At 72.7% G+C, this 23,041-nt stretch carries 22 protein-coding genes; 9 read left to right on the top strand and 13 right to left on the bottom strand.

The window, feature by feature from the left end; translation table 11 throughout:
- Positions 1 to 21: 21 nt before the first annotated feature.
- The 3 genes from AC1DUE_RS00310 to AC1DUE_RS00320 form a co-directional block, all read right to left on the bottom strand.
- Complete coding sequence (locus AC1DUE_RS00310; RefSeq protein ID WP_477037382.1) at positions 22 to 2,838, bottom strand: AfsR/SARP family transcriptional regulator; 2,817 nt, start codon at positions 2,836 to 2,838, stop codon at positions 22 to 24.
- A gap of 59 nt (positions 2,839 to 2,897) precedes the next feature.
- A complete protein-coding gene (locus AC1DUE_RS00315; RefSeq protein WP_477037383.1) occupies positions 2,898 to 3,566 on the bottom strand; it encodes a hypothetical protein in 669 nt (222 codons plus the stop codon).
- A gap of 100 nt (positions 3,567 to 3,666) precedes the next feature.
- Positions 3,667 to 4,500 (bottom strand): class II glutamine amidotransferase, encoded by an 834-nt coding sequence (locus AC1DUE_RS00320; protein ID WP_477037384.1) that lies wholly within the window; start codon positions 4,498 to 4,500, stop codon positions 3,667 to 3,669.
- 187 nt (positions 4,501 to 4,687) lie between these two features.
- On the opposite strand from AC1DUE_RS00320, the gene AC1DUE_RS00325 reads away from it, so the two are divergent.
- The 3 genes from AC1DUE_RS00325 to AC1DUE_RS00335 all read left to right on the top strand — a co-directional run bounded on the left by AC1DUE_RS00325 (position 4,688) and on the right by AC1DUE_RS00335 (position 6,659).
- On the top strand, positions 4,688 to 5,236 hold the full coding sequence (locus AC1DUE_RS00325) for an RNA polymerase sigma factor (protein ID WP_477037385.1): 549 nt from the start codon (positions 4,688 to 4,690) through the stop codon (positions 5,234 to 5,236).
- Positions 5,237 to 5,259: 23 nt separating this feature from the next.
- A complete protein-coding gene (locus AC1DUE_RS00330) occupies positions 5,260 to 6,030 on the top strand; it encodes a hypothetical protein (RefSeq protein ID WP_477037386.1) in 771 nt (256 codons plus the stop codon).
- Positions 6,031 to 6,149: 119 nt separating this feature from the next.
- On the top strand, positions 6,150 to 6,659 hold the full coding sequence (locus AC1DUE_RS00335; protein WP_477037387.1) for a hypothetical protein: 510 nt from the start codon (positions 6,150 to 6,152) through the stop codon (positions 6,657 to 6,659).
- An 84-nt stretch (positions 6,660 to 6,743) separates the two neighbouring features.
- Here AC1DUE_RS00335 and AC1DUE_RS00340 read toward each other — a convergent pair whose 3' ends face one another.
- From AC1DUE_RS00340 to AC1DUE_RS00375, 8 genes are all read right to left on the bottom strand, one after another.
- Positions 6,744 to 7,610, bottom strand: coding sequence for an ABC transporter ATP-binding protein (locus tag AC1DUE_RS00340; RefSeq protein ID WP_477037388.1), 867 nt, complete (start codon positions 7,608 to 7,610; stop codon positions 6,744 to 6,746).
- Positions 7,607 to 8,422 carry an ABC transporter ATP-binding protein gene (locus tag AC1DUE_RS00345; protein ID WP_477037389.1) on the bottom strand — a complete coding sequence of 272 codons (816 nt, stop codon included), beginning with the start codon at positions 8,420 to 8,422 and terminating at the stop codon, positions 7,607 to 7,609. Before AC1DUE_RS00345 ends, AC1DUE_RS00340 begins: the two co-directional genes overlap by 4 nt.
- The gene (locus AC1DUE_RS00350) at positions 8,419 to 9,453 is read right to left on the bottom strand and encodes an ABC transporter permease (RefSeq protein WP_477037390.1); all 1,035 of its coding nucleotides are present in this window, start codon (positions 9,451 to 9,453) and stop codon (positions 8,419 to 8,421) included. Before AC1DUE_RS00350 ends, AC1DUE_RS00345 begins: the two co-directional genes overlap by 4 nt.
- A gap of 32 nt (positions 9,454 to 9,485) precedes the next feature.
- Entirely contained in the window at positions 9,486 to 10,547 is a 1,062-nt protein-coding gene (locus AC1DUE_RS00355) for an ABC transporter ATP-binding protein (protein WP_477037391.1), read from the bottom strand.
- On the bottom strand, positions 10,544 to 11,389 hold the full coding sequence (locus AC1DUE_RS00360) for an ABC transporter permease (protein WP_477037392.1): 846 nt from the start codon (positions 11,387 to 11,389) through the stop codon (positions 10,544 to 10,546). The genes AC1DUE_RS00355 and AC1DUE_RS00360 overlap by 4 nt, the downstream gene beginning before the upstream one ends.
- A 40-nt stretch (positions 11,390 to 11,429) precedes the next feature.
- Complete coding sequence (gene modA / locus AC1DUE_RS00365) at positions 11,430 to 12,230, bottom strand: molybdate ABC transporter substrate-binding protein (RefSeq protein WP_477037393.1); 801 nt, start codon at positions 12,228 to 12,230, stop codon at positions 11,430 to 11,432.
- Between the two features lie 16 nt (positions 12,231 to 12,246).
- Positions 12,247 to 12,657: a TOBE domain-containing protein gene (locus tag AC1DUE_RS00370; RefSeq protein WP_477037394.1), complete on the bottom strand. Its 411-nt coding sequence runs from the start codon at positions 12,655 to 12,657 to the stop codon at positions 12,247 to 12,249.
- A gap of 81 nt (positions 12,658 to 12,738) precedes the next feature.
- The gene (locus AC1DUE_RS00375) at positions 12,739 to 13,896 is read right to left on the bottom strand and encodes an ROK family protein (RefSeq protein WP_477037395.1); all 1,158 of its coding nucleotides are present in this window, start codon (positions 13,894 to 13,896) and stop codon (positions 12,739 to 12,741) included.
- Between the two features lie 97 nt (positions 13,897 to 13,993).
- Between AC1DUE_RS00375 and AC1DUE_RS00380 the strand changes: the two genes are divergently transcribed.
- The 5 genes from AC1DUE_RS00380 to AC1DUE_RS00400 all read left to right on the top strand — a co-directional run bounded on the left by AC1DUE_RS00380 (position 13,994) and on the right by AC1DUE_RS00400 (position 20,438).
- Complete coding sequence (locus AC1DUE_RS00380) at positions 13,994 to 16,171, top strand: alpha-galactosidase (protein ID WP_477037396.1); 2,178 nt, start codon at positions 13,994 to 13,996, stop codon at positions 16,169 to 16,171.
- Between the two features lie 33 nt (positions 16,172 to 16,204).
- Entirely contained in the window at positions 16,205 to 17,494 is a 1,290-nt protein-coding gene (locus AC1DUE_RS00385; protein ID WP_477037397.1) for an ABC transporter substrate-binding protein, read from the top strand.
- A gap of 65 nt (positions 17,495 to 17,559) precedes the next feature.
- Positions 17,560 to 18,432, top strand: coding sequence for a carbohydrate ABC transporter permease (locus tag AC1DUE_RS00390; protein WP_477037398.1), 873 nt, complete (start codon positions 17,560 to 17,562; stop codon positions 18,430 to 18,432).
- Complete coding sequence (locus AC1DUE_RS00395; protein ID WP_477037399.1) at positions 18,432 to 19,343, top strand: carbohydrate ABC transporter permease; 912 nt, start codon at positions 18,432 to 18,434, stop codon at positions 19,341 to 19,343. The genes AC1DUE_RS00390 and AC1DUE_RS00395 overlap by 1 nt, the downstream gene beginning before the upstream one ends.
- Positions 19,344 to 19,382: 39 nt before the next feature.
- On the top strand, positions 19,383 to 20,438 hold the full coding sequence (locus AC1DUE_RS00400) for a DMT family transporter (RefSeq protein WP_477037400.1): 1,056 nt from the start codon (positions 19,383 to 19,385) through the stop codon (positions 20,436 to 20,438).
- Positions 20,439 to 20,444: 6 nt separating this feature from the next.
- Here the strand turns inward: AC1DUE_RS00400 and AC1DUE_RS00405 are convergent, their stop codons facing one another.
- The gene (locus tag AC1DUE_RS00405) at positions 20,445 to 20,786 is read right to left on the bottom strand and encodes a hypothetical protein (protein WP_477037401.1); all 342 of its coding nucleotides are present in this window, start codon (positions 20,784 to 20,786) and stop codon (positions 20,445 to 20,447) included.
- 45 nt (positions 20,787 to 20,831) lie between these two features.
- Complete coding sequence (locus AC1DUE_RS00410) at positions 20,832 to 21,920, bottom strand: winged helix DNA-binding domain-containing protein (RefSeq protein WP_477037402.1); 1,089 nt, start codon at positions 21,918 to 21,920, stop codon at positions 20,832 to 20,834.
- 57 nt (positions 21,921 to 21,977) lie between these two features.
- Between AC1DUE_RS00410 and AC1DUE_RS00415 the strand changes: the two genes are divergently transcribed.
- Positions 21,978 to 23,039: a DUF4232 domain-containing protein gene (locus AC1DUE_RS00415; protein ID WP_477037403.1), complete on the top strand. Its 1,062-nt coding sequence runs from the start codon at positions 21,978 to 21,980 to the stop codon at positions 23,037 to 23,039.
- The last annotated feature ends 2 nt before the right edge of the window (positions 23,040 to 23,041 follow it).

Genomic DNA, 23,041 nt, shown 5'->3' on the forward strand with positions numbered 1-23,041 from the left:
TCGTGCGGGAGGTTGCCCGGGTCAGCCGTGCACCAGCACGGCGACCCGGGCGAACGCCTCGTCGGTGTCCAGGGCGTGGCCCTCGTCGTACCGCGCGGTCAGGTCCTCGGCGGTGATCCGCCCGGTGATCTCCCCCAGGTACGCGAGGGTCTCGACCGGGTCCATCCGCTCGGGGGCGAAGCCCACGAGCTGGCCCTGCCGGTGGGCGATGCCCGCCAGCTCGGCGGCGTGACCGCTCTGCCCGCGCCGGAGCAGGACGTAGGCGGCGCTCACCACGCCGACCAACCAGGACGTGACGTCGCGGTCGGCCAGGGAGTCGCCGATGACGCGCGCCAGCCCGGCCTGGGTCTCGTCCGAGAAGTCGCCGTCCGTGATGCGCGCCTTCGACCCGATCCACAGGGACGCGACCGCGCACCACGCGTATCCGCAGGCGTCCGCCTCGGTCACGGCCGCCGCGGAGTGTCGTCGGGACTCGACGAGGTCGCCCGCGCGCAGATAGCCCGTGCTCATCGCCAGCAGCGCGTCGGCGGCCCGTTGCGGCGAGTCGATGCTGCGGGCGAGCTCCAGGGCCACGCCGGAGTCCCGCAGCGCCTGGTCGATCTGGCCGAGGTTGGCCTCGAAGAAGGCGACGGTCGAGAGCGCGTAGCTCGTGGCGGCCTCGTCCTGCGACTCGGCGGCGAGACCCGAGGCGGTCCCGAGCTCGTGCACGAGCGTCGCGTAGTCCCCTGCCAGATAGCTGAGGAGCACCCGGCCGACCGACCCGCGCAGCAACAGTGCCGGGTCCTGGGCGGCCGACAGCGGCTCGAGCGCACGCAGGCCCTCGACGATGTGCCCCCGCCGGTACCAGAACCAGACCATGCCCACCGCGATCCTCAGGTGGACCTCCGGGTCGCCGACCGGCCAGGCGAGCGCCGCCCGGATCGTGTCCTTGTCCTGGTCCAGCCGGTGCATCCACTCGCGGCTCGCCGGGCCGCGCAGCTCGACGTCCGCCCGCTCCGCCACTGCCGCGGCCCATTCGACCACCGCCTGGCGGACCCGCTGCGTCGTCTCGTCGGAACGCTGAAGTGCCGCGTACTGCCGAAGCGTCTCCAGGATCCGGTAGCGCCTCGGCGTGCCCTCCAGGACCGAGACCAGCGACTTGTCGACCAACGACAGGAGCGTCGCGAGCACGCTGCGCCCGCCGGCGATCGCCGTGGCCCCCTCCAGGTCGAAGGACCCCTCGAACACGCTGAACACCTCGAACATCGCACGCTCGTCCGCGGAGAGGGTGTCGTACGACCAGGCGATGGCCGCCGTCATGCTGGCGTGCCGTTGGTTGCCGCGACGCCCGCCGCTGAGGAGTGCGAACCGGTCGCCCAGCTGGTCGGCCAGCTGGGCGACCGACAGGGCCCGGCACTGGGCCGCGGCCAGCTCGATGGCCAGGGGCAGGTCGTCGAGTCCCCGGCACAGCCGCGCCAGCGCCTCCCGCTCGGACGCGTCGGGGTGCCACCCCGGCAGGAGGACGGACGCACGCTCGAGGAACAGCTGCTCCGCCTCGCCGCTCGGCAGCGGCCGCAGGTCGAGCACGAGCTCACCCGGAGCACCGAGGGTCTGCCGGCTGGTCGCGAGGACCCGCACGCCCGGGCACGTCTCGAGGAGGGTTGTCGCCAGCTGCGCGACGTCGTCGGCGATCTGCTCGCAGTTGTCCAGGACGAGGACGACCTGGCGCTCGCGCAGGGTGGTCGCCAGCGCGGCGGCGTCCTGCGCACCGCCGATCGCCAGCGCGGTCGCCACCGCCTCCACGAGCAGGGAGCCGTCGGCGAGACCGGCGAGGTCGACGAACCACGGCCCGTCGGCATCGCGGCGCGCGCGGGCCGCCTCGAGGGCGAGCCGGGTCTTGCCCATCCCGCCGGTCCCGACGATCGTGACCAGGCGCTGGGCGTCGAGGCGCTCCGCGAGGATCCGTAGCTCGCCGGCGCGGCCGATCAACGGCGTAACGGACCCGGTCAGGTTGTGGTGGCGGCCGCCCTCGAGGTCGCCGCGAGGAGCCGGTCGCGGACCCGATCGTGGCAGGTCGAGGGCCGGGTCCTGGTCGAGCACCTGCGCGTGCAGCCGGCGCAGCGACCTGCCCGGCTCGACGCCGAGCTCGTCATCGAGACGCCGGCGCACCTGGTCGTAGGCCGCGAGCGCCTCGGCCTGCCTCTCGTCCCGGTAGAGGGCCAGGACCAGCAGCGCGTGCAGGCTCTCCCGGAACGGGTGCTGCTCGACGAGGGCGCCCGCGGCGCCGACGACCGCGGACGCGTCGCCCAGGCTGAGCAGCGCGGTCAGGCGCGCCTCCTGGGCCAGGAGCACGAGCTCCTCGAGACGCGAGGCCTCGGCCGCGGCGGCGTCGCCGAGCGAGTCGACGACATCGGCCAGAGGCGGCCCGGAGACGAGCGCCAACGCCGCGTCCAGACTGCGCAGCGCGGCACCGGGGTCGTCCGCCAGACCGGCGCGCGCATCCGCGAGCAGCCGGGCGAAGCGCCGGGCGTCCACAGCGTCGTCGGGCACCTCGAGGACGTAGCCCGGCGCGCGCCGCACGATCTGGGGACGCGCCCCGTCGGACCCCGGGACGTCGTCGACGAGGCTCTTGCGGAGCCGCGAGACGTACACCTGGAGCGTGGACAGGGCGGACTCGGGAGCGTCGTCGCCCCACAGCTCGTCGACCAGCCGGTCCGTCGAGACGACCTGGCCCGACGACATGGCGAGTGCCGCGAAGACGGCCCGCTGCTTGGGCGAGCCGAGCGACACCTCGTGGCCCCCGACCGTCGCGGAGACCGGACCCAGGATCCGCACGCCGGCGGGGACGAGGTCAACCACCGGGCCCGCTCATGGCCGCAGCCTCGCGCACGCGAAGAACGCGGGTCAAGGACGGGCGTTCAGTAGCCGCCGATGCGGTCCTGGGCCGCCTTGCGGGCCGCGACGACGTCCACGAAGTGCCGGGCCGACAGCGGTAGACGCTCGCGCGCGTCCGCCAGCCGACGCACGGTCGCGCGGTCACGCGCCCCCGGCACCACGTGGTGGAGCACCTCGGTCGACTGCAGCAGCAACGCGGTGATCACGGCCTGCGCGCTGGGCTCACCGATGCCCGAGCAGGCGCGCTCCACGCGGCCGAGCGCGGCGGACCGTGCCGCCTCGGCGACGTTGACGAGCGCCGGCGTGCGACCGAACGGGTGCCAGCGACCCTCGAACCGCTCGCCGACCGGGCCGAGCTCGTCCAGGACGCCGTCGGGGGCGAACGTCGCCGCGTGCCGGACCCATCCCCACGGCTTCTCCGGCGCCACCTGCGCGCACCGCCGCCCCAGGCGGGCGAGCATCGCCGGCAGGTCGTCCGCGAGCGCGGCCGGTCCGGCCACGACCCGTCGTCGGTCGATCCCGAACGTCTTGGTCCCGACCATGTCGATGACGCCGAGCAGGCAGGCGTCCGCGCAGAGGCCGGCGGCAGGGAGCAGCCACTCGCTCTCGTAGCCGCGCCAGGTGCCGCGGTCGGTCACCGCCAGCAGGACGGCGTCGCCGCGTACCGACGGCAGGGTGGTGATGGTCTCCATGTCGACTCGCTCTCGTCGCGGGGCGACCCGACCGGTCGTCCCCTGCACGAGAAACCTGCCCGCCGGGGCATGCAGGCCGCTGAACGTTCCCCTGCAGGACCTACGGCGCCGACGGGACGAACGGCCGGGTCTCCTGCGTGCCTCCGCCGATGACCAGGCAGGTGGCCTCCGGCACCTCGAGCCACGCGCCGCGCAGGTCCCCCAGCGGTTCGGACACCACGATGCGCGTGTCCTCCGACAGGTCGTGCAGCACCGGGTTGTCCGGGTACTGGTGGCGCAGGACGGCGACGTCCTGGTTGTGGAACAGCGACCGCGACCGCCCCTCGGACGAGTACCGGACCGCCCAGAGCCGCTCGCCGTCGGTCGTCGCGATCGTGCCCTGGAACGGGTACTCGACGCCGCGGCGGCGCGCGACGTCCTCGACGAGCCCGATCGTCGCGGCGATCGCCTTGGGCGGATCGTCGGTCAGCCCGAACGTCAGCGCGAGGTGGAAGAGCGTCTCGGAGTCGGTGGTGCCCTCGATCGTCGGGAAGAGCTCGGGGTCGATCTCCAGCTGCAGGTCCCGCTTGAGCTCCCCGAACCGCGAGACGAGGCCGTTGTGCATGAACAGCCAGCGCTCGTGCCGGAACGGGTGGCAGTTGGTCAGCTGCACGGCCGACCCGCTGGTCGCCCGCACGTGCGCCAGGACCGTGCCCGACCGCACGTGCTGCGCCAGCTCGCGCAGGTTCCGGTCGCTCCACGCGGGCTCGATGCTGCGGAACAACCCGGGTGTCGACGAGTGCTCGTCGTACCAGCCCACGCCGAACCCGTCGCCGTTGGTCGGCTCCGCGCCCAGCCGGCTGTGCAGGCTCTGCATGACCAGCGAGTTGGCGGGCTTGTAGAGCAGCTCGTCGAGCCTCACGGGCGAACCCGTGTAGGCGATCCAGCGGCACATCGTCGGCCTCCTCGCCGCGGTCACTGCGTCCGTCCAGAGTCGCACACCGTCGACGCCCGCACGCAGGCGGCTTGCCCCGGCTCGAGGCATGTTCGTAACGTGACGGCCGACCGTCGGCCGGCAACGGCGGTCCCGAACCGGACGGAGGTGCGCGCGTGGAACGCTCGTCGGCACGTGCGCGCACGCCGTGATCGAGGGGTTCGACGACGTCCTCGCCCGCGCCCGGAAGGGCTCGGGTGACGCGTTCGCGACCATCTGGACCGACCTGTCCCGCCCGGTGGCCGCGTTCCTGCGCTCCCGGGGCGCCGACGACCCCGACGACCTGACCAGCGAGGTCTTCCTGTCCGTCTTCACCGGGCTCGACCGTTTCCGCGGAGACCAGGACGACTTCCGCTCCTGGGTGTTCACGATCGCGCACCGCCGATCGGTCGACGCGTGGCGCCGGCGGGCGCGGACCGTCGCGGTCGCACCGCTCGCCGACGACGAGGACGGCGGGACGGTGCCGAGCGCGGAGGACGGCGCGCTCGAGACCCTCTCGCGGGAGCGCGTGCTCGCGGTCCTGGGCACGCTGACCGACGACCAGCGCGAGGTGCTCACGCTGCGCATCGTCGCCGACCTCACCGTCGAGCAGGTCGCCGCCGTGATGGACAAGCAGGTGGGGGCCGTCAAGGCCCTGCAGCGTCGCGGTCTCGCCTCCGTCCGCCGGGCGATCGAGAGACAGGGCGTACCCCTGTGAGCCTTTTCGACGATGACCAGGACATGAGGATCCCCGACGAGCAGCTGCTGTCGGGGCAGTCCGTGCCGAGCGAGCCGGAGCTGACCTCGTTCGTCGCGACGCTGCGGGACCTGGCGGACGGGCCGGCGCCGACCCCGTCGGCGGCGCTGGCGGCCCTGTTGCGCGACGGCCTCCCGACCGCGCAGCCCGCCGCCGACGCCGACGTCGTCGACCTCGGCGCGCACCGCTCACGGCGCCACACCCTGCGCCGGGCCGGCGCGGTGGCGGGAACGACGGTCGCCCTGAAGATCGCGCTCGGCGTCGCCGTGGCCGCGGCCGCGGTCGTCGGCACCTCGCAGCTCGACGGCGCTCCGGACATCGTGCGCGAACCCGCGCAGGCGGTCGTCGGTGCGGTCGTCGACACGTGGCAGGCGGTGACCGGAACGGCCCCCGCGGTCGAGCCCGCAACGCCCCATCAGGTGCCCGCCGTGCCGTCGGACCCCCAGGACGGGGCACCCGCCGTCCCGGCTGCGCCTGCGGCGCCGTGCGACGGCAGCTGCGCGGTCGACCCTGCACCGGGCCGCGGTCCCGTCGTCATCCCCCCGGGCTCGACCACCGCTCCTGGGCAGACCGGCGAGGCCCCCGGCGCGCCGGCGGACCCGGGCCGACCGGCGGAGCCCGGGAAGCCCACGGACCCGGGTCGCTCCGACGAAGCCCCTGGCCAGGACCGCAAGGCCACCCCCGCACCGGCCGCGACGCCGGCCCAGGGCGCCCCGGCCGTGCGCCCCACGCAGGCCCCCGCGCACGGCGGCTGACGCGAATCTCGTCGCACCCGTACCCCTGCGGGCCGGTCCGGCGATGACGTGGTTGAGAGGCGCGGTCCCCACCCCACCCGGGGTGGTCCCGGGGTCGCACCGGACTCAGGAGGTACCCCATGAGCACCACGACCCTTGCCGCCGTCGTGGCGAAGCTGGCCGCACTCGGCCTGCCCGCCAAGGCTGCCGGCGTGGCCGTGGCCGTCGGTGTGATCGGCGGCGTGCCCGCCGTGGCTCACGCCGTCGACTCGTCCCACCAGACGCCGGCCGTCGTCGAGACGACGACCTCGCCGACCGACGAGCCGACCGTCGAGCCGTCCACGGCACCGACCGACGCGCCGACCGCCATCCCGACCGACGACGCGACCGCAGCGCCGACCCCGACCGAGGAGCCGAGCGCCCCGGCGCCCGAGCCCACACAGCCGGCGTCCGACAAGGACCTGCCGGACGCGGCCTCGTTCGGCCAGTCGGTGGCCGACGACGCCCGCGACGGCGGCGTCGACGGCCAGGAGATCGCCGAGCAGGCTCGGCAGAAGTCCGCGAGCGACACCGCTCTCGAGCACCGTCCCGACGTGACCCCGCCGACGGACAAGGCGCCTGCCGACCCGGGCGCCCACGCCGAGGACTGACTCGGCACCCCTGACGTCCGCGGGCCTCGGTACATCCCCCTCCGAGGCCCGCGGACTTCTCCGTCTCCCGCCCCGGAACGGCCCTCAGCCGGCCCTGCCGCGGGCGAGGACCAGCATCCGCTCCTCGATGGTCGCGGGCACCGGCTCGACGGTCGCGGGCAGGGCGGCGGCGGCCAGGATCCGACGCACCTCGTCCAGGTCGACGTCGGCGACGCGCACGTCGCGGCCGTCCAGCGTGACCGGCACACCGGCGGCGTTCAGCGCACCGAACACCGCGGCCCAGTCGTCGGTGCGGACCGCACCGGCGCTCGTCGACCCGACGATGTCCGCCTCGCTGCCCTCCCCGACCAGCAGCCCGTCGGACATCAGCAGGAGCCGGTCGCACTGCTGCGCCTCCTGCATGTAGTGGGTGGTGACCAGCACGCCGGTGCCGTCGGACGCCTGCTCGCGGATGGTGTCCCACAGCGCCGCGCGCGAGAGCGCGTCGACGCCCGACGTCGGCTCGTCGAGGAGCAGGACCTCGGGGGCGTGCGAGAGGGCGACCACGAACGACAGGGTGCGCTGCGAGCCCAGGGGCATGTCGCCGACGAGGGTCGAGGCGTACCGCGCGAGGTCGGGAGGCAGCGTCGGCACGGGGGTGCCGTAGGCGTCGGCGACGAAGCGCATGTTCTCGGTAGCCGTCAGGTCGAGGTACAGACCGAGGTTCTGCGGCACGTAGCCGATCCGTCGCCTGCGCTCCCGCGACGGCGGGCCGCCGAGGATCTCGACGCTGCCCGCGCTGGTCTCGATCAGGCCGAGCAGCATCCGCATGAGGGTCGTCTTGCCGGCGCCGTTCGCGCCGAGCAGTCCGACGACCTCGCCGGGCCGGACCGCCATCGACACGTCGGAGACGGCCGTGAAGTCGCCGAACCTCCGCGTCACCGACGACGCGCGCAGCAGCACCTCGCTCACGACGGCACCCGACGCAGCAGCGACAGGGCGATGACGATGTCCTCGAGGTCCGGATCGATGACCTGCCCCGCCGGCGGCGACCCGCCCTCGGGCCAGTACTCGTGCCGCTCGGTCCCACGACGCCATGACCAGGCGTCGCGGACCGCGGAGGCCGAGCTCGTGACCGTGCCGTCGAACTGGGCGCGCACGTGCTCGTACGACCCCTGGACCAGCACGCGCCCGGAGTCCATGACCACGAGGTGCCCGGCGCGCTCGGCCTCGTCGAGGTACGTCGTCGACATGATCACCGCGGCACCGTCGGCGGCCGCCTGCGACACCATCCGCCACAGGTCGATGCGGCTCACCGGGTCGACTCCCGTGCTGGGCTCGTCGAGCACCAGCAGCGCGGGCCGGTGCACGCTGGCCAGGCAGAACCCGAGCTTGCGACGCATCCCGCCGGACAGCTGCGACGCGAGCCGGTCCTTCGCCCGGACCAGGCCGGCACCCTCCAGCAGCTCCGCCCGGCGTTGCTCGAGCCCCGGTCCGGCCAGACCGTAGATCCCCGCCACGAAGTCGAGGTTCTGCGTCACCGACAGGCCCGCCCAGCTTCCCGACGACGCGGGCAGGAACCCGATGTCCTTCTTGCCGGGCGCCTCGACCTCGCCGTCGTCGAGCCGCTGCTCGCGGACCAGCGCGCGCAGCAGAGTCGACTTGCCCGCGCCGTCTCCGCCCACCACGGCCACGACGGACCCGGCGGGCACCTCGACCGTGACGTCGTCGAGCGCGACCGTGCCGCCGAACCGCACCGTGGCGGACCGCAGCCCGTAGGTCACGCGGCCACCTTCTTCGCCGTGCGGCCGCCCGGCGCGAGGTCGCGACGGAACCGCAGGGTGGCCGCGGTGAACACCACGACCGCCATGACCGCGAGGACCGCGAACGCCAGCCACAGCGACGGGAACGAGGCGCCGCGCAGCATCACGCCCTGCGAGATCATCGTGAAGTAGGTCAGCGGCAGCAGGTACCCGATCCAGCGCACGCCGGGCGCCATCGCGTCGAGCGGGAAGATCATCCCGGACAGCAGGATCTGCGGGAACATCACCAGGAACGCGGTCTGGATGGCCTGCCCGGTCGTCTTGGAGATCGTCGAGATGAACACCCCGATCCCGAGCACGACGAACAGGAACAGTGCCGCACCCAGGGCGAAGACCGCGACGCTGCCGTTGAACGGGACGTCGAACAGCAGCATCCCGAGCACCGTCACGATGATCATGTCGATCGAGGCCAGCAGGAAGTACGGCACGATCTTGCCGAGGATCACCGAGCTGGGCTTGATCGGCATGACCGCGAGCTGCTCCAGCGTGCCGGCCTCCCGCTCGCGGACCAGCCCGATGCTGGTGACGAGGGTGCCGATGAACGTGAGGATCAGGCCGATGATCGCGGGGATCATCACCCACGACGTGGTCAGGTCCGGGTTGTAGAGGACCTCGGTCTGCACCGCGTCGCCCGCCGCGTTCAGCGTCCCGACGATCGACTGCGCCGCGAAGAGGTTGGACCCGTCGACGAGCGCGAGGACGGGCGTCTGGCCGGTCACGAACGCGACGTCGACCTTGTTGTCCTGCAGCAGCTGCTCGGCGTCGGCCTGCGTGTCCGAGGGTTCGAGGACCGTCACGTCGAAGAACTCGGGCAGCTGCGCGGCCACCTGCTCGGCCTGCGGCCCGACGACGGCGGCCTTCACGGTCGAGACGTAGAAGTTGGCCGCGTACCCGAAGATCACCAGCAGCAGCAGCGGCAGGACCACGATCATCGCGAGCGTGCGGTGGTCGCGGACGAGCTCGCGGAACTCCTTGACGATCATCGCCCTCATGGACCGAACGTAGCGCCCGGGTGCGGCGGCGGTCAGGACCTCCCGTACACCTCGAGCTCGGTGGCCTTGGCCGACAGCCACACCTCGTCGCCCAGGCCCAGCCCGAGCTCGGCGACGGCCGCCGGGGTCACGTCGACCAGCGCGGAGGGTGATCCGGCGAGGTCGAGCCGGACGCGGTCGGTGAGCATCGTCAGGCCGACGATCGTCGCCGGCCAGGTGTTGCGGACGCTCGACGCGTCGGGCCGGTGCGGGCTGACGATCACCGCGGACGGGCGCAGCGCGACGAGGACCTCACCGCGCTCGGCGTGGTCGGGGACGACGAACGCCCCGCCCGTGTCCAGAGTCACGCGTGCACCGTCCGCGGTGCCGGCGTAGAGGTTGAGCCCGACGAGCTTCGCGACGTACTCGGTGGCCGGGCGCCGGGCGACGTCGGCCGGGCTGCCCTCCTGCACGACGCGCCCCTGCTCGAGGACCAGCAGCCGGTCGGCCAGCAGGAGCGCCTCGAGCGGGTCGTGGGTGACGACGAGGCACGGACCGGCGAAGCCCGACAGGTGGCGCTTGAGCTCGGTCTGCACGTCGAGCCGCGTGCGTGCGTCGAGGGCCGACAGCGGTTCGTCGAGCAGGAGCACGCCGGGGTCGCCGGCCAGCGCGCGGGCCAGCGCGACGCGTTGCGCCTGCCCTCCGGACAGGTCGCCGGGCCGACGGTCGGACAGCTCGGCCAGGCCGAGGCGCGCCAGCCAGTGGTCGGCGGCCGCTCGCGCCTGTGCCTTTCCGAGCCCCTGGGCCCGCGGCGCGAACGCGACGTTGTCCCGCACGCTGAGGTGCGGGAAGAGCCGGTAGCTCTGGAAGACGAATCCGACGGGACGCTCGGAGGCCTCGCGGAACGCGCCCGTGCTCGCGTCGTCGAGCACCTCGCCGTCGAGCTCGATCCGGCCCGACGAGACCGGCGTGAGCCCGGCGACCGCGCTGAGCAGCGTCGACTTGCCCGCGCCGTTCGGACCGAGGACCGCGACGACCTCACCGGGCGGGACCACGACGTCGACGTCGAGCGTGAACGGCCCGCGGGTCACCTGGGCGGCGGCGACGAGGCTCATGACGCGACCCCGCCCCGGAGCCACCGGTCGCGCAGGGCGACGAGCACGACGACCGAGACCAGCAGCAGCACCAGGCTGAGCAGGATGGCCGCGTCCGGGTCGGTCTCCAGGGCGTAGTAGACGGCGATCGGCATGGTCTGCGTGCGGCCCGGGAAGCTGCCGGCGAAGGTGATCGTCGCGCCGAACTCCCCGAGCGCCCGCGCCCAGCAGAGCACGGCACCCGCGGCCAGCGACGGCGCGATCAGCGGCAGGGTGACTCGTCGGAACACCGTCATCCGACCCGCGCCGAGCGTCGCGGCGGCCTCCTCGAAGCCCTGGTTCGACGACCGCAACGCCCCCTCGACCGTGACGATCAGGAACGGCATGGCGACGAACGTCTCGGCGATGACGACGGCGGCGGGCGTGAACGGCAGCGTGATCCCGAACCACTGGTCGAGGTACTGCCCGACGAACCCGGTGCGCCCGAACGCCAGCAGGAGCGCCACACCGCCGACGACCGGCGGCAGCACCAGCGGCAGGGTGACCAGGGCGCGCACCAGCCGCAGGCCGGGGAAGTCGGTGCGCGCCAGGAGCCAGGCCAGCGGGACCCCGACCAGCAGCGAGATCGCCGTGGCGGTGGTCGACGTCCACAGCGACAGGCGCAGGGCCTCACCCGCGGCCGACCCGTGCAGGATCGTCCACGCGTCGCCCCAGGGCGCCCGGATCAGCAGACCGAGCAGGGGGACGACGAGGAAGAGGATCCCGACGAGCGCCGGGATCAGCAGCGGGACGGGCGCGGAGCGCGACCCGCCCCCGCTCGTCGTGCGGCGCGCGCGCTCGCGGGTGCTCAGCGTCGACGGCATGTGGCCCCGCGTCCCGGGCCGGCAGAGGTGTCCATGGAGGTCAGGGCAGCTCGAAGCCGGCCTGGGTGAGCACCTTCACCCCGGCGGGCGACAGGACGTAGTCGACGAAGGCCGCCGCGACCTCCGCGTTGGTGCTGTGCGCGAGCGTGGCGATCGGGTAGTCGGTCGAGGCGTTGTCGCCCTCGTCGATCAGCACGCCCTTGACGTCGTCGCCCGCCGCGACCACGTCGGTCACGTACACGAGGCCGGCGTCGACCTCGCCGAGGGTGACCTTGCTGAGCACCGCCTTGACGTCGGGCTCGAGGGTCACCGGCGTGACCGCGAGGTTCGCGTTGGTGAACACCTTGGCCGCGGTGGCTCCGCAGGGCACCTCTGGCTGGCACAGCGCAGTCTTCACCGCGGGGTTCGCCAGGTCGTTCAGCCCGGTGATGCTGGCGGGGTTCGAGGGCGGGACCGCGATCTCCATGCTGTTGGTGGCGAACACGACCGGGTCGGTCGCGTCGCCGGCCGCCACGACGTCGTCCATCGTCGTGGCGCTCGCCGACGCGAAGACGTCCGCGGGGGCGCCGTCGGCGATCTGCCCGGCGAGCGCGGAGCTGCCGGCGAAGCTGAAGGTCACGTGGACCCCCGGGTTCGCCTTCTCGAACTGCTCGCCGAGGGTCGTGAACGACTCGGTCAGCGACGCCGCCGCGAGCACGGTGATGTCGCCCTCGAGCGAGGCTGTCGTCGTGGCCGACGGCGCGCTGCTGCTGCCCGCGGCGCCGCCGTCGGAGGAGCTGCAGGCCGTGAGGCCGAGGGTGGCGGCGGCCGCGACGAGGACGAGCGCACGACGTCGACGCATGCGGAGGACTCCTGGGTCAGTGGGTGCGGGGGATCTCGACGGACACGTTCGTCGCCTTCACGGCCGCGACCGCGAGCACGCCCGGCTCGAGGCCCAGCTCGTCGGCGGCCTCGCGGCTGAGCAGCGAGACGAAGCGGTGCGGGCCGGCCTGGATCTCGACCTGGGCCATGACCGTGTCCTTCACGACGCGGGTGACCAAGCCGGTGAACCGGTTGCGGACCGACGCGGCCGCGATGTCGCCGGGTGGGACCTGGGCGGCCTCCTTCGCGAGCTCCTCGGCGAACCTCGCGAGCACGGAACCCTCGATCGCCTGACGCGCGGAGGCGTCGGTGGTCGTCTCGATCCGGCCGCTCTCGGCCCAGCGGCGGACGGTGTCGGCGCTCACGCCGAGCAGGTCGGCGGCATCCTTGATCCGGTAGGTGGGCATGCAGTAAGCGTAGCCGCAGATGCGGCGCCCTGGACGCCCAGGCAACGCACGTGCCCGTGTTCGTGATGATTCGCGCTGTACCTACGGTGCGAGCAGCCCGGCGCCCGGGCCGTCGAACCGGAACCGGTCGAAGGCGTCCTGGATGGCGACCGCGGCCGCCCCTCTCGCCCACGCGGTGAAGCTGGACTCGTCGACGTACAGCTGGACCTCCGTGGCGCGCGGGTCGCGACTCGCGGTGACCGCCGCGCGGACGCGGTCGCCCGCCACCGACATGAGCCCGATCCCGTCGCCGGCGAGCACGACCGCCGGCTGCAGCGTGAGGTTGGCGGCGAGCGCGACGAACCGGCCGAGCGCCTCGGCGGCCGAGTCGACGACCGTCCCGGCGGCCGGATCGCCCGTGCGCGCGAGCTCCAGGGCCTCGTCGTAGGTGACGGTGCGCTGCACTGCGGCGGACACCTGCGCCGCGATGGACCCGGAGGTCAGCATCGCCTGGGCGCACCCGCGGTGACCGTCCTGGCAGACCGGGCCGGTCGCGCTCAGCGGGATGTGCCCGCCGAGCCCCACACCCGCGTCCGGGGACCGGACCACCTCGCCGTGGACGACCAGGGCGTACCCGATCCCGGCGCCGATCGTGAGGACGACGAAGCCCGGGATGTCGCGGCCCAGGCCGAACCACAGCTCCGCCTCGGCGAGCGCGACGAGGTCGTTCTCGAGGACGGCCGGCACCCCGAGCTCCGCCTCGACGAGCCCGGCGAAGTCGACGTCGTGCCAGCCGAGGAACGGTGCGAACTTGACGCGCCCGTCCCGGACGGTCCCGCCGAGCGACACCCCGACCCCGGCGAGCCGGCCGACACCCAGCGCGCGGACCGCGGCCGCGAGATCGACGGCGACCTGGGCCGGCTCCGTGCCGGTCAACGCCCGCGACCCCTGTGCGAGCAACCCGGCGCGCACGTCGGTCGCGACGACGTGCACCGCGTCGCCGGTGATCTTGGCGCCCGCGAAGGACGCGAGACCCGGTGCGACGTCGAGCGGACGCGCGGGGCGGCCGACGGACCCGGACTTGTCCTCGAGCTGGACCATGAGGCCGTGGTCGAGGAACGGCTTCGCGAGGCGCGTGAGGCTCGGCGGCGAGAGGTTGAGGCGGCTGGTCAGAGCGGCACGCGAGATGGGCCCGTGGATGAGCACAGCCCGGGCGAGTGCCTTCTCGGTCTCCGTCAGCGCGGTCTCGTGCGGCTCCATTGCTTCCATCCTGGCACGAACCCCGGCCATCCCGGCCGAATACCCTGGGTGGATCTCACTCTTGCGGGCCGATTTCTTTCGTGTTAGAACTAATCGCATGATTCACCCGGACCCCGCGACCGACCGCGAAGACGCCGTCGGCACACCTGAGGCACCGACCGTCCTGCACCTGCGCCGTGGCGGCACCAGCGTCGTGCTCGACCTGGGCACCACACCGCACCCGACGATCGTGCACTGGGGCGAGGAGCTCGCCGGCTCCACCGACGAGAGCCTCGTCGACCTCGCCGTCGCGGCGCGGCCGCAGCGCGTCTCGGGCGGGCTCGACGAGTCAGCCCGTCCGACGCTCCTGCCCACCCCCGCCGGCGGATGGCTCGGCACGCCCGGGATCGAGGGTCACCGGGACGGCGCCTCGTTCAGCGTCCGGTTCGAGCTCGTCGACCTGCAGGCGAACGACCACCGTGCGCTGCTGTCGCTCGTCGACAGGGAGGCCCAGCTGGGCGCCCAGCTCGAGCTCCGGGTCGGGACGGCGGGGCTGCTGCACCAGCGGATCACCCTGCGCAACACCGGCGAGACCCCGTACACGGTCCAGTCGCTCGCCCTGTCGTTCCCGGTGCCCTGGGACGCGACCGAGCTCCTCGACACGACCGGTCGGCACCTGCGGGAGCGCGCTCCGCAGCGGCACGCGTTCACGTTCGGCACGTACGTCCGCGAGAGCCGGCGCGGCCGGCCGGGCGCGGACTCGACGTTGCTGCTGGCCGCCGGTCGCCCGGGCTTCGGGTTCGAGCGCGGCCGAGTGCACGGCATCCACGTCGCGTGGAGCGGCAACCACCGCGTCCTCGCCGAGCGGACCGTCACGGGTGACGCCGTGCTCGTCGGCGGCGAGCTGCTCGCGGCCGGCGAGGTCGTCCTGGCGCCCGGCGCCTCGGTCACGTCGCCGGAGGTCGTCGGCTCCTGGGGCGACGGGCTCAACGCGCTGGCCCACCGCTTCCACGACGAGTGGCGCCGGCGCCCCGCCCACCCGCGCCGGGCGCGGCCGGTCACGCTGAACACCTGGGAGGCCGTGTACTTCGACCAGGACCTGGGTCGTCTGTCCGCGCTGGCCGACGTCGCCGCGCAGGTCGGTGCCGAGCGGTTCGTCCTGGACGACGGCTGGTTCGAGGGTCGCCAGGACGACACCACCAGCCTCGGCAGCTGGTACGTCGACACGGACGTGTGGCCGGACGGCCTGCACCCGCTCGTCGACCACGTCCGTGCGCTCGGCATGGAGTTCGGCCTGTGGGTCGAGCCCGAGATGGTCAGCCCGGACGGCGACCTGGCGCGCGCGCACCCGGACTGGATCATGCGCGGACGCATGGGGATGCCCCCGTCGGCCCGGCACCAGCAGGTGCTCGACCTGGCCCACCCCGAGGCCTACACGTACATCGCGCAGCGCCTTCACGCGCTTCTCGACGAGTACCCGATCACCTATCTGAAGTGGGACCACAACCGCGACCTGCTCGACGCGGGCAGCGGACCGCAGGGCGTGGCCCGGGTCCGTGAGCACACACTCGCCCTCTACCGGCTGCTCGATGCCCTCAAGCAGGCGCACCCCGGTCTGGAGATCGAGAGCTGCGCCTCCGGCGGCGCGCGCGTCGACCTGGGGATCCTGGACCGCACCGACCGGATCTGGACCAGCGACACCCTCGACCCGCTCGAGCGGCTGGACAACCAGCGCTACACGGCCCTGGTCGTGCCGCCCGAGATGATGGGCATGCACCTCACGAGCCCGGTCGTGCACTCGACGGGTCGAACCGTGGACGTCGACTTCTCGGCCGCGGTCGCGCTGTTCGGCCACTTCGGCATCGAGTGGGACCTCACGGCGACCGACGACCGCACCCGGGGCCGCATCGCGTCCTGGGTCGCCTACGCCAAGCAGCTGCGTCCCCTCGTCGCGACCGGACGGACGGTCGACGTCGACCACACCGAGCCCGGGATCGACGTGCGCGGCATGGTCGCCGCCGACCGGAGCACCGCCGTCTTCACCATCACCCAGACCGCGACGACCGCGGCCTACCCGCCGGGCCGTGTCCGGTTCCCCGGGCTCGACCCGACGCGTCGCTACCGGCTCCGTGCCGTCGACGCCACCGAACCTGGGCACGACGCTGCCCAGTCCCCCCTGTCCTGGCGCACGCATCCCGTCGCTCTGACCGGTCACGAGCTCGACGCCGTCGGCGTCCGGCCACCTGTGCAGTTCCCGCAGCAGTCCACCGTGGTCGAGCTGACTGCCACGACCTGACCTGCTGCTCCATCAAGCGCGAGGAGGCGCACGATGAGACACCCCACGAGGAGACGCGGACGACCGTTCGCGGCCGCAGTCCTGGTGGCCGCCATGGCGGCGGTCGGCGGCTGCGCGTCCGGTTCGTCGGACGGCGTGACCACCCTGAACTTCTTCCAGTTCAAAGGCGAGGCGCTCGAGGACTTCGACCAGATCATCGCGGACTTCGAGGCCGAGAACCCCGACATCCGCGTCGTGCAGAACCAGGTCGCCGAGGCCGACACGATGATCCGGACCCTGCTGGTGAAGGACAAGGCCCCCGACGTCATCACGCTCAACGCCAACGGCGGCTTCGGGCGCCTCGCGCAGGCCGGGGTGTTCTACGACTTCTCCGACGAACCGGTGCTCGAGACCATCAACCCGGCGGTGCAGCAGATCCTGGCGGACCTCGGCAACAAGGAGGGCGAGGTCAACGGCCTCGGCTACGTCAACAACGCCAACGGGGTCATCTACAACCAGGAGATCTTCGAGCAGCAGGGCCTGGCGGTCCCGGAGACGTGGAACGAGTTCATCGCCGTGTGCGACACGCTGAAGGCCGCGGGCATCACGCCGTTCTACGGCACGCTCGGTGACTCGTGGACCGGGCTGCCGTCGTTCAACGCGCTCGGCGCCTACCCGGCGCAGGGGGGCTTCTTCGACAAGATGCGCGCACAGGGCGAGGACACCGGTCCCGACTCGGAGGTGTCGTTCGAGAAGGACTTCCCCGAGGCGATGGAGCAGCAGGCCCAGCTCTTCGGCTACATGCAGGACGGTTACCGCGGCAAGACCTACGACGACGGCAACGCGGCGTTCGCGAACGGTGACGCCGCCATGCTCCTGCAGGGCATCTGGGCACTCAGCCCGATCAAGGCGATCAACCCGGACGTCAAGGCGGGGATCTTCCCGTACCCGGCGACCGACAACCCCGACGACCGCGTGCTGGTCTCCGGTGTCGACGTCGCGGTCACGTTGCCGAAGAACGGCGCACACCATGACGAGGCGATGCGGTTCGTCGACTACCTGTTCCAGAAGGACGTCATCGAGAAGTTCGCCGCCTCGCAGAACATGGTCCCTTCGGTGAAGGGCGCCCAGCTCAGCGACGACCCCGCGCTCCAGTCGGTCAAGCCGTACTTCGACGACGGCCGCATCGCGGGCTTCATCGACCACCAGATCCCGCCCAGCATCCCGCTGACGGCGATCGATCAGCAGTTCCTGTTCAGCGGCGACGCGGAAGCCGCGCTCGCCACCCTCGACAGCGAGTGGCGCAAGGTCGCCGCTCGCACCATCCCCGTGACGGGAGAATGACGATGACGTCCTCGACAAAGTCCCCGCCCACGACACCCGAAGCCGGCGCGGCAGGCACGACAACCGTGCCACCCGTCAAGCTCGGCCGTGCGCAGTCCACGTACTACTGGATGGTCTGGCCGGCCGTCATCGCGTTCTTCGCGTTCCACACCGTGCCCGTCATCACGGGCGTCTTCTACTCGTTCACCAACTACGCCGGGTACGGCGACTTTAACTTCGTCGGCCTGTCCAACTACCTCAACCTCTTCAAGGACGACCGGGTCCTGCAGGCGTACGGTTTCTCGTTCCTGTTCGCCATCGTCGCGACGCTCCTGACCAATGCCGCCTCGCTGGCCATCGCGATGGGCCTGAACGCCAAGATCCTGGCCCGCAACCTGTTCCGCGGCGTGTACTTCGTGCCCTACGTGCTGGCGATCCTGGTCGTCGGGTACGTGTTCCAGTTCTTCTTCTCGAGCTCGCTGCCCAAGATCCTGTCCAACATCCCGCTGTTCCGGGACAACATCCTCACCAACGAGACGTGGGCGTGGACGGCGATCGTGCTGCTCGCGGTCTGGCAGGCCTGCGCCTTCACGATCATCATCTATCTCTCGGGCCTGCAGACGATCCCGCGCGAGCTCTACGAGGCCGCGTCCCTGGACGGCGCGAAGGCGTGGCGGGTGTTCCGGTCGATCACGTTCCCCCTGATCAGTGCGTTCTTCACCATCAACGTCGTGCTGTCGCTGAAGGGCTTCCTGCAGGTCTTCGACCCGATCGTCGCGCTCACCAACGGCGGCCCCGGCACGTCGACCGAGTCCGTGACGCTCCTGATCTTCCGTGGCGGGTTCTCCGGCGGCGAGTTCGCCTACCAGACCGCGAACGCGGTGATCTTCTTCATCGTCATCACGATCGTCTCGCTCTTCCAGTTCCGGGTCCTTCAGCGCAGAGAGGCCGACTTCTGATGACCGACGCCGCTACCACCTTCGGGCAGGCCGAGCCGGTCATGCCGACCTCGATCCGTCGCCGGACCTCGAAGAGGTCCGAAGACGACGACACCCGCAAGATCAACTGGTGGGCCACCGCGCTCATCGTGGTCTGCTCCCTGACGGTGCTCGTGCCGCTCTACCTGGCCGTGGTCGTCGCGCTCAAGACCCCCGCCCAGCTGGCCTCGGGTACCGGCTTCGAGTGGCCGAGCCCGATCCGGTGGGAGAACTTCTCGGAGGCGTGGACCCGCACGGACTTCCCGCAGGCGCTGACCAACACCGCCCTCATCGCGGTCGGGTCGGTCGTCTTCACGCTGCTGACGAGCTCGGTGGTCGCCTACGCCCTGGCCCGCAACATCCACCGACCGTTCTTCAAGGGTGTGTTCTTCTACCTGCTCGCGGCCCTGTTCATCCCGTTCCCGATCATCATGCTGCCGCTGGTCAAGCAGACGGCGTTCCTCGGCCTGGACAACCAGGGCGGCATGATCCTGCTCTACACGATCTACGGGCTGTCGCTGAACATCTTCATCTACACCGCGTACATCCGGTCGATCCCCATCGAGCTGGAGGAGGCGGCCCGCGTCGACGGCGCGAGCACCTGGCGGGTGTTCCGGCAGATCATCTTCCCGCTGCTCATGCCCATGAACGCGACGGTCGGGATCCTCACGTGCGTGTGGGCGTGGAACGACTTCATCATGCCGCTTGTCGTCCTGACCGACCCCGGGGCGCGGACCCTGCCGCTCGCGCAGTACGTGTTCCAGGGGCAGTTCAACACCGACTACACGGTCGCGTTCGCGTCCTACCTGATGGCGATGGCTCCCCTGCTGGTCGTCTACATCTTCTCCCAGCGCTGGGTGATCTCCGGCGTGACGCGAGGGTCCATCAAGTAGCGGCGGCCTCGCTCACCGGCCCGGTGCGACGATGGGCCGGTGAGCGAGGGGCGCGGTCTGGGCAACGTCGGGGTGCGGTCGGCCCTGCTCGCCGCGGTGCTGTTCGGGGCGAGCGCGCCGCTGGCCAAGCTGCTGCTCGGCGACGTCAGCCCGTGGCTGCTCGCCGGGCTGCTGTACGTGGGGTCCGGCGTCGGGCTCGGGCTGTGGCGGCTCGTCCGTCGCAGCCCGCGGGTCCGGCTCGAGCGGCACGAGGTCCCCTGGCTGGTCGGTGCGGTGGCCGCGGGAGGGGTCGTCGCGCCGGTGCTGCTGATGTTCGGGCTCGCGTCGATGCCCGCGTCCGGGGCGTCGCTGCTCCTGAACGCCGAGGCGGTGCTGACCGCGGTGATCGCCTGGGTGGTGTTCCGCGAGCACGCCGAGCGCCGCGTCGTGATCGGCATGGCCTTCGTCGTCGCCGGTGCGGTGGTGATCGCGGTGCCGTCCGGGCAGGCCGAGGTGTCGAGCCTGTGGCCGGCCGTCGCGATCGTCGGCGCGTGCGCGTTCTGGGCGCTCGACAACAACCTCACGCGCAAGGTGTCGCTGACGGACGCGACGTGGCTCGCGGCGGTCAAGGGCGGGGTCGCGGGTCCCACGAACCTCGTGCTGGCCCTGCTGCTCGGCGCGCAGCTGCCGTCGCTCGCCACCGCTGCCGGCGCCCTCGCGCTCGGCTTCGTCGCGTACGGGCTGAGCCTCGCCCTGTTCATCGTCGGCATGCGGCACGTCGGGACCGCCCGGGCCGGTGCCTACTTCTCGGTCGCGCCGTTCTTCGGTGCGGTGCTGGCCGTCGCGCTGGGCGACCCGCTGACATGGCAGCTCGCGCTCGCCGGTGCGCTGATGGCGGTCGGCGTCTGGCTGCACCTCAGCGAGCAGCACGCGCACGAGCACGCGCACGCCGCCGTCACGCACGAGCACTGGCACGCCCACGACGACGGGCACCACGACCACGACCACGCCTCACCGGTCCCGGCCGGGGTCCGGCACCGCCACGAGCACACGCATGCCGCGACCACCCACACGCACGACCACTACCCGGACGCGCACCACCGGCACGACCACTAGGGCAGGTCAGCGCCGCCAGGAGAGCATGACGAACAGGTCGCGCTCGTCGGCCGTCCCCTCGAGCACCGCCCGGGCGAGCGCCGGCTCGCCCGCCTGCTCGCACGCCCAGAGCTCGAAGTCCATGCGCTGCGACCACGCCGGGGTGAGGAACCCGAGCACCGTGTCGCCGTCCAGCACCTTGACCACGCCGTGCGACGTGCGCGCCAGCGCGACCGCGAACCCGCGCTCGGCGCGACCGGCCCGGATCGGCGCAGCAGACCCGAGGAACCCGTGCACCCGCACGGGCACGTGCCCCCCGCCGGTCGGCACGAGGCGACCGGGGAGGCGGGTCGAGGACGTCGGGTCCATGCGCGGGAAACTACTCCTTCTGTCCTCGTTCCGACATGACGAGCATCACTCGACGACCACGCGGTCGCTCGCGCCGTCGGACAGGAACGAGGCCGTCGCGGCCCCCTCGTCGACGACAGCGAGGCGCTCCGCGGCGGTCAGCTCGCGCAGCGGCGTGACGCTCACAGTGTCCGCGTCGGCCTTCCAGGTCGCCGAGACGCGGCCGTCGACCAGCACGACGCGGGTGCCCGCGACCGACAGGCCGCGGTGGGCGTCGTCGACGATGCGGGTGCGGTCGTCGTAGCCGAGCAGGGCGTTGTCGAACGCGGGCAGGAACCGGACGGGTGCCGGGGTGCCGGCGTCGGGGAGCGGTGCGCCGGGGAGGTCCCACAGGACGCGGCCGCGCTCGTCGCGGAAGGTCACCAGCTCGTCGCGGATGGCCTTGACGGCGGCCGGCAGGCCGGCGATGCCGGACCAGGCGCGGATGTCGGCGGTCGCCGCAGGGCCGTACGCGGCGAGGTAGCGGCGCACGATCGCCTGGCCGACGAGGTCGTCGTCGGGCGACAAGGGGTCGATGTCCCGGCCGAGCCAGGACGAGAGCAGCGCGACCTGCACGCCGGCCTTGACGCGCCACAGGCCGCGGGGCGGCGTCTGCGCGACCGGGACGAGGCACGCGATGGCCAGCTCGGCGTGCGCCCGCGGTCGGGCGGCGGGCCACCGGGCGTGGAGCACCTGCGCGAGCTCGCCCATGGTCCGCGGCTCGCCGTCGGAGAGGAACGCGCGCGCGACGTCGGAGAACTCGACCAGGTCCACGCCCTCCACCTCGGCGCGGAAGATCCCGAGCATCCGGCCGCGCAGCATGGCGTCGTGGCGGGCGCGCCAGGCGAGCATGTCGGCGGACGTCACGAGATGGACGGTGCAGCGCATCAGGTGGGTGCGGACCACGTCCCGGCCGACGACGAGCGCGTCCAGGTCGGCCGGGTCGAAGCCGCGCAACCGCGACCAGAGACCGACGAACGGCTCCTGGGGCTCCTGGGCCTGCAGGCCCGCGAGGTGCGAGACGGCGTCGAGCACGGGCAGGTCCGCGCGGTCGAGCAGCAGCTGGCGGGCGAGCGTGGCGCGGTTGAGGGCGCGCGGTGTCAGGACGGTCGTCATCGGACTCAGGATGTCGGGTCCGCGCCCGAGGCGTCGAGCGCCACGTAGCCTGCCGGGGTGCGTCTCCGCTCACCGCTCACGGTCGTCGTCCTGGTGGCCGCTCTCTCGGGCTGTGGCGGAGCGGGCTCCCCGGACGCGGCTGGGGCTGCGGAGAGGGTCGCGGCGGCCGCCCGCGCGATCGACGGGGTCGACGACGTCGCCGTGGTACCGGCCGACGACGGCGTGACCCAGGTGCACCTCGTCGTCGATGCGCGCGACGGCGTCGCCCGAGCGCGGGAGCAGGTGGACCGGCTCGTCGCCGCGTCCTCGCCGCCGGCCGGCGTCGAGATCTGGGTGGACCCGGCCACGACCGCCGACGCGGACCTCACGGTGCGCGTCTACCCCGAGGGCACCGACCCGGCGGCCGTCGGGAGCCTGTACCTGGTGGGCGCGACCCCGGGCGTCGTCAGCGCCTCCTCGGCCGGCGGACCGCTCGAGGTGCGCGTGGGCACCGAGGACGACCTCGCGGTCCTGGCGGACGTGATCACCGCCCGGCACCTGCTCGTGGCGAGCGCCGAGACCGTGGACGGAGCGTCGACGCTCGCCGCCCTCGACGAGCTTCCGCAGGTCGTTCCGCCGACGATCGTGCCGCTCCCGTGGCCGGCCGACCCCGGGGCGTCGGCGTGCACGGACGACGACCTGACGCTCTCGCTGGGCGGCGGGGACGCCACGACCGGGCACCGCGCCCAGATCCTCACGGCGACCAACACCGGGCCGAGACCGTGCTCGATGGGCGGCTACCCGACGGTGGCGTTCCGCTCGCTCGACGGCACCGCGCTCGAGGTGACGGTCGAGGACGGCGGTTCGTTCATGGCCAGCGACCCCGGACCGTCCACCGTGGTCGTGCCGGTCGGGGCGCGGGTGCTCTCCGTCCTCGGCTGGACGGCCATGCCGACGGCTGGGGTGGACGACGTCACGTCCGAGATCGAGCTCGGCGTGGGGACAGGGCTACCGATGCATCGGCTCGCGATGACGTCGTCGGCCGACGTGTACGACAGCGGACCGCAGACGACCCTCGACATCGTCGACGCCGGATCGGTGGCCGTCACCGCGTGGGCGCCCGAGGGCACGCGGTCCTGACG

The sequence above is a fragment of the Cellulomonas sp. P4_A2 genome (assembly GCF_056402515.1).

Bases quoted from the DNA above. Each gene is read 5' to 3' on its own strand.
- AC1DUE_RS00330 (WP_477037386.1), top strand. From the start codon at position 5,260: ATGAGGATCCCCGACGAGCAGCTGCTGTCGGGGCAGTCCGTGCCGAGC.
- AC1DUE_RS00315 (WP_477037383.1), bottom strand. From the start codon at position 3,566: ATGGAGACCATCACCACCCTGCCGTCGGTACGCGGCGACGCCGTCCTG.
- AC1DUE_RS00360 (WP_477037392.1), bottom strand. From the start codon at position 11,389: ATGCCGTCGACGCTGAGCACCCGCGAGCGCGCGCGCCGCACGACGAGC.
- modA (WP_477037393.1), bottom strand. From the start codon at position 12,230: ATGCGTCGACGTCGTGCGCTCGTCCTCGTCGCGGCCGCCGCCACCCTC.
- AC1DUE_RS00320 (WP_477037384.1), bottom strand. From the start codon at position 4,500: ATGTGCCGCTGGATCGCCTACACGGGTTCGCCCGTGAGGCTCGACGAG.
- AC1DUE_RS00385 (WP_477037397.1), top strand. From the start codon at position 16,205: ATGAGACACCCCACGAGGAGACGCGGACGACCGTTCGCGGCCGCAGTC.
- AC1DUE_RS00375 (WP_477037395.1), bottom strand. From the start codon at position 13,896: ATGGAGCCGCACGAGACCGCGCTGACGGAGACCGAGAAGGCACTCGCC.
- AC1DUE_RS00410 (WP_477037402.1), bottom strand. From the start codon at position 21,920: ATGACGACCGTCCTGACACCGCGCGCCCTCAACCGCGCCACGCTCGCC.
- AC1DUE_RS00380 (WP_477037396.1), top strand. From the start codon at position 13,994: ATGATTCACCCGGACCCCGCGACCGACCGCGAAGACGCCGTCGGCACA.
- AC1DUE_RS00355 (WP_477037391.1), bottom strand. From the start codon at position 10,547: ATGAGCCTCGTCGCCGCCGCCCAGGTGACCCGCGGGCCGTTCACGCTC.
- AC1DUE_RS00405 (WP_477037401.1), bottom strand. From the start codon at position 20,786: ATGGACCCGACGTCCTCGACCCGCCTCCCCGGTCGCCTCGTGCCGACC.
- AC1DUE_RS00350 (WP_477037390.1), bottom strand. From the start codon at position 9,453: ATGAGGGCGATGATCGTCAAGGAGTTCCGCGAGCTCGTCCGCGACCAC.
- AC1DUE_RS00370 (WP_477037394.1), bottom strand. From the start codon at position 12,657: ATGCCCACCTACCGGATCAAGGATGCCGCCGACCTGCTCGGCGTGAGC.
- AC1DUE_RS00395 (WP_477037399.1), top strand. From the start codon at position 18,432: ATGACCGACGCCGCTACCACCTTCGGGCAGGCCGAGCCGGTCATGCCG.
- AC1DUE_RS00335 (WP_477037387.1), top strand. From the start codon at position 6,150: ATGAGCACCACGACCCTTGCCGCCGTCGTGGCGAAGCTGGCCGCACTC.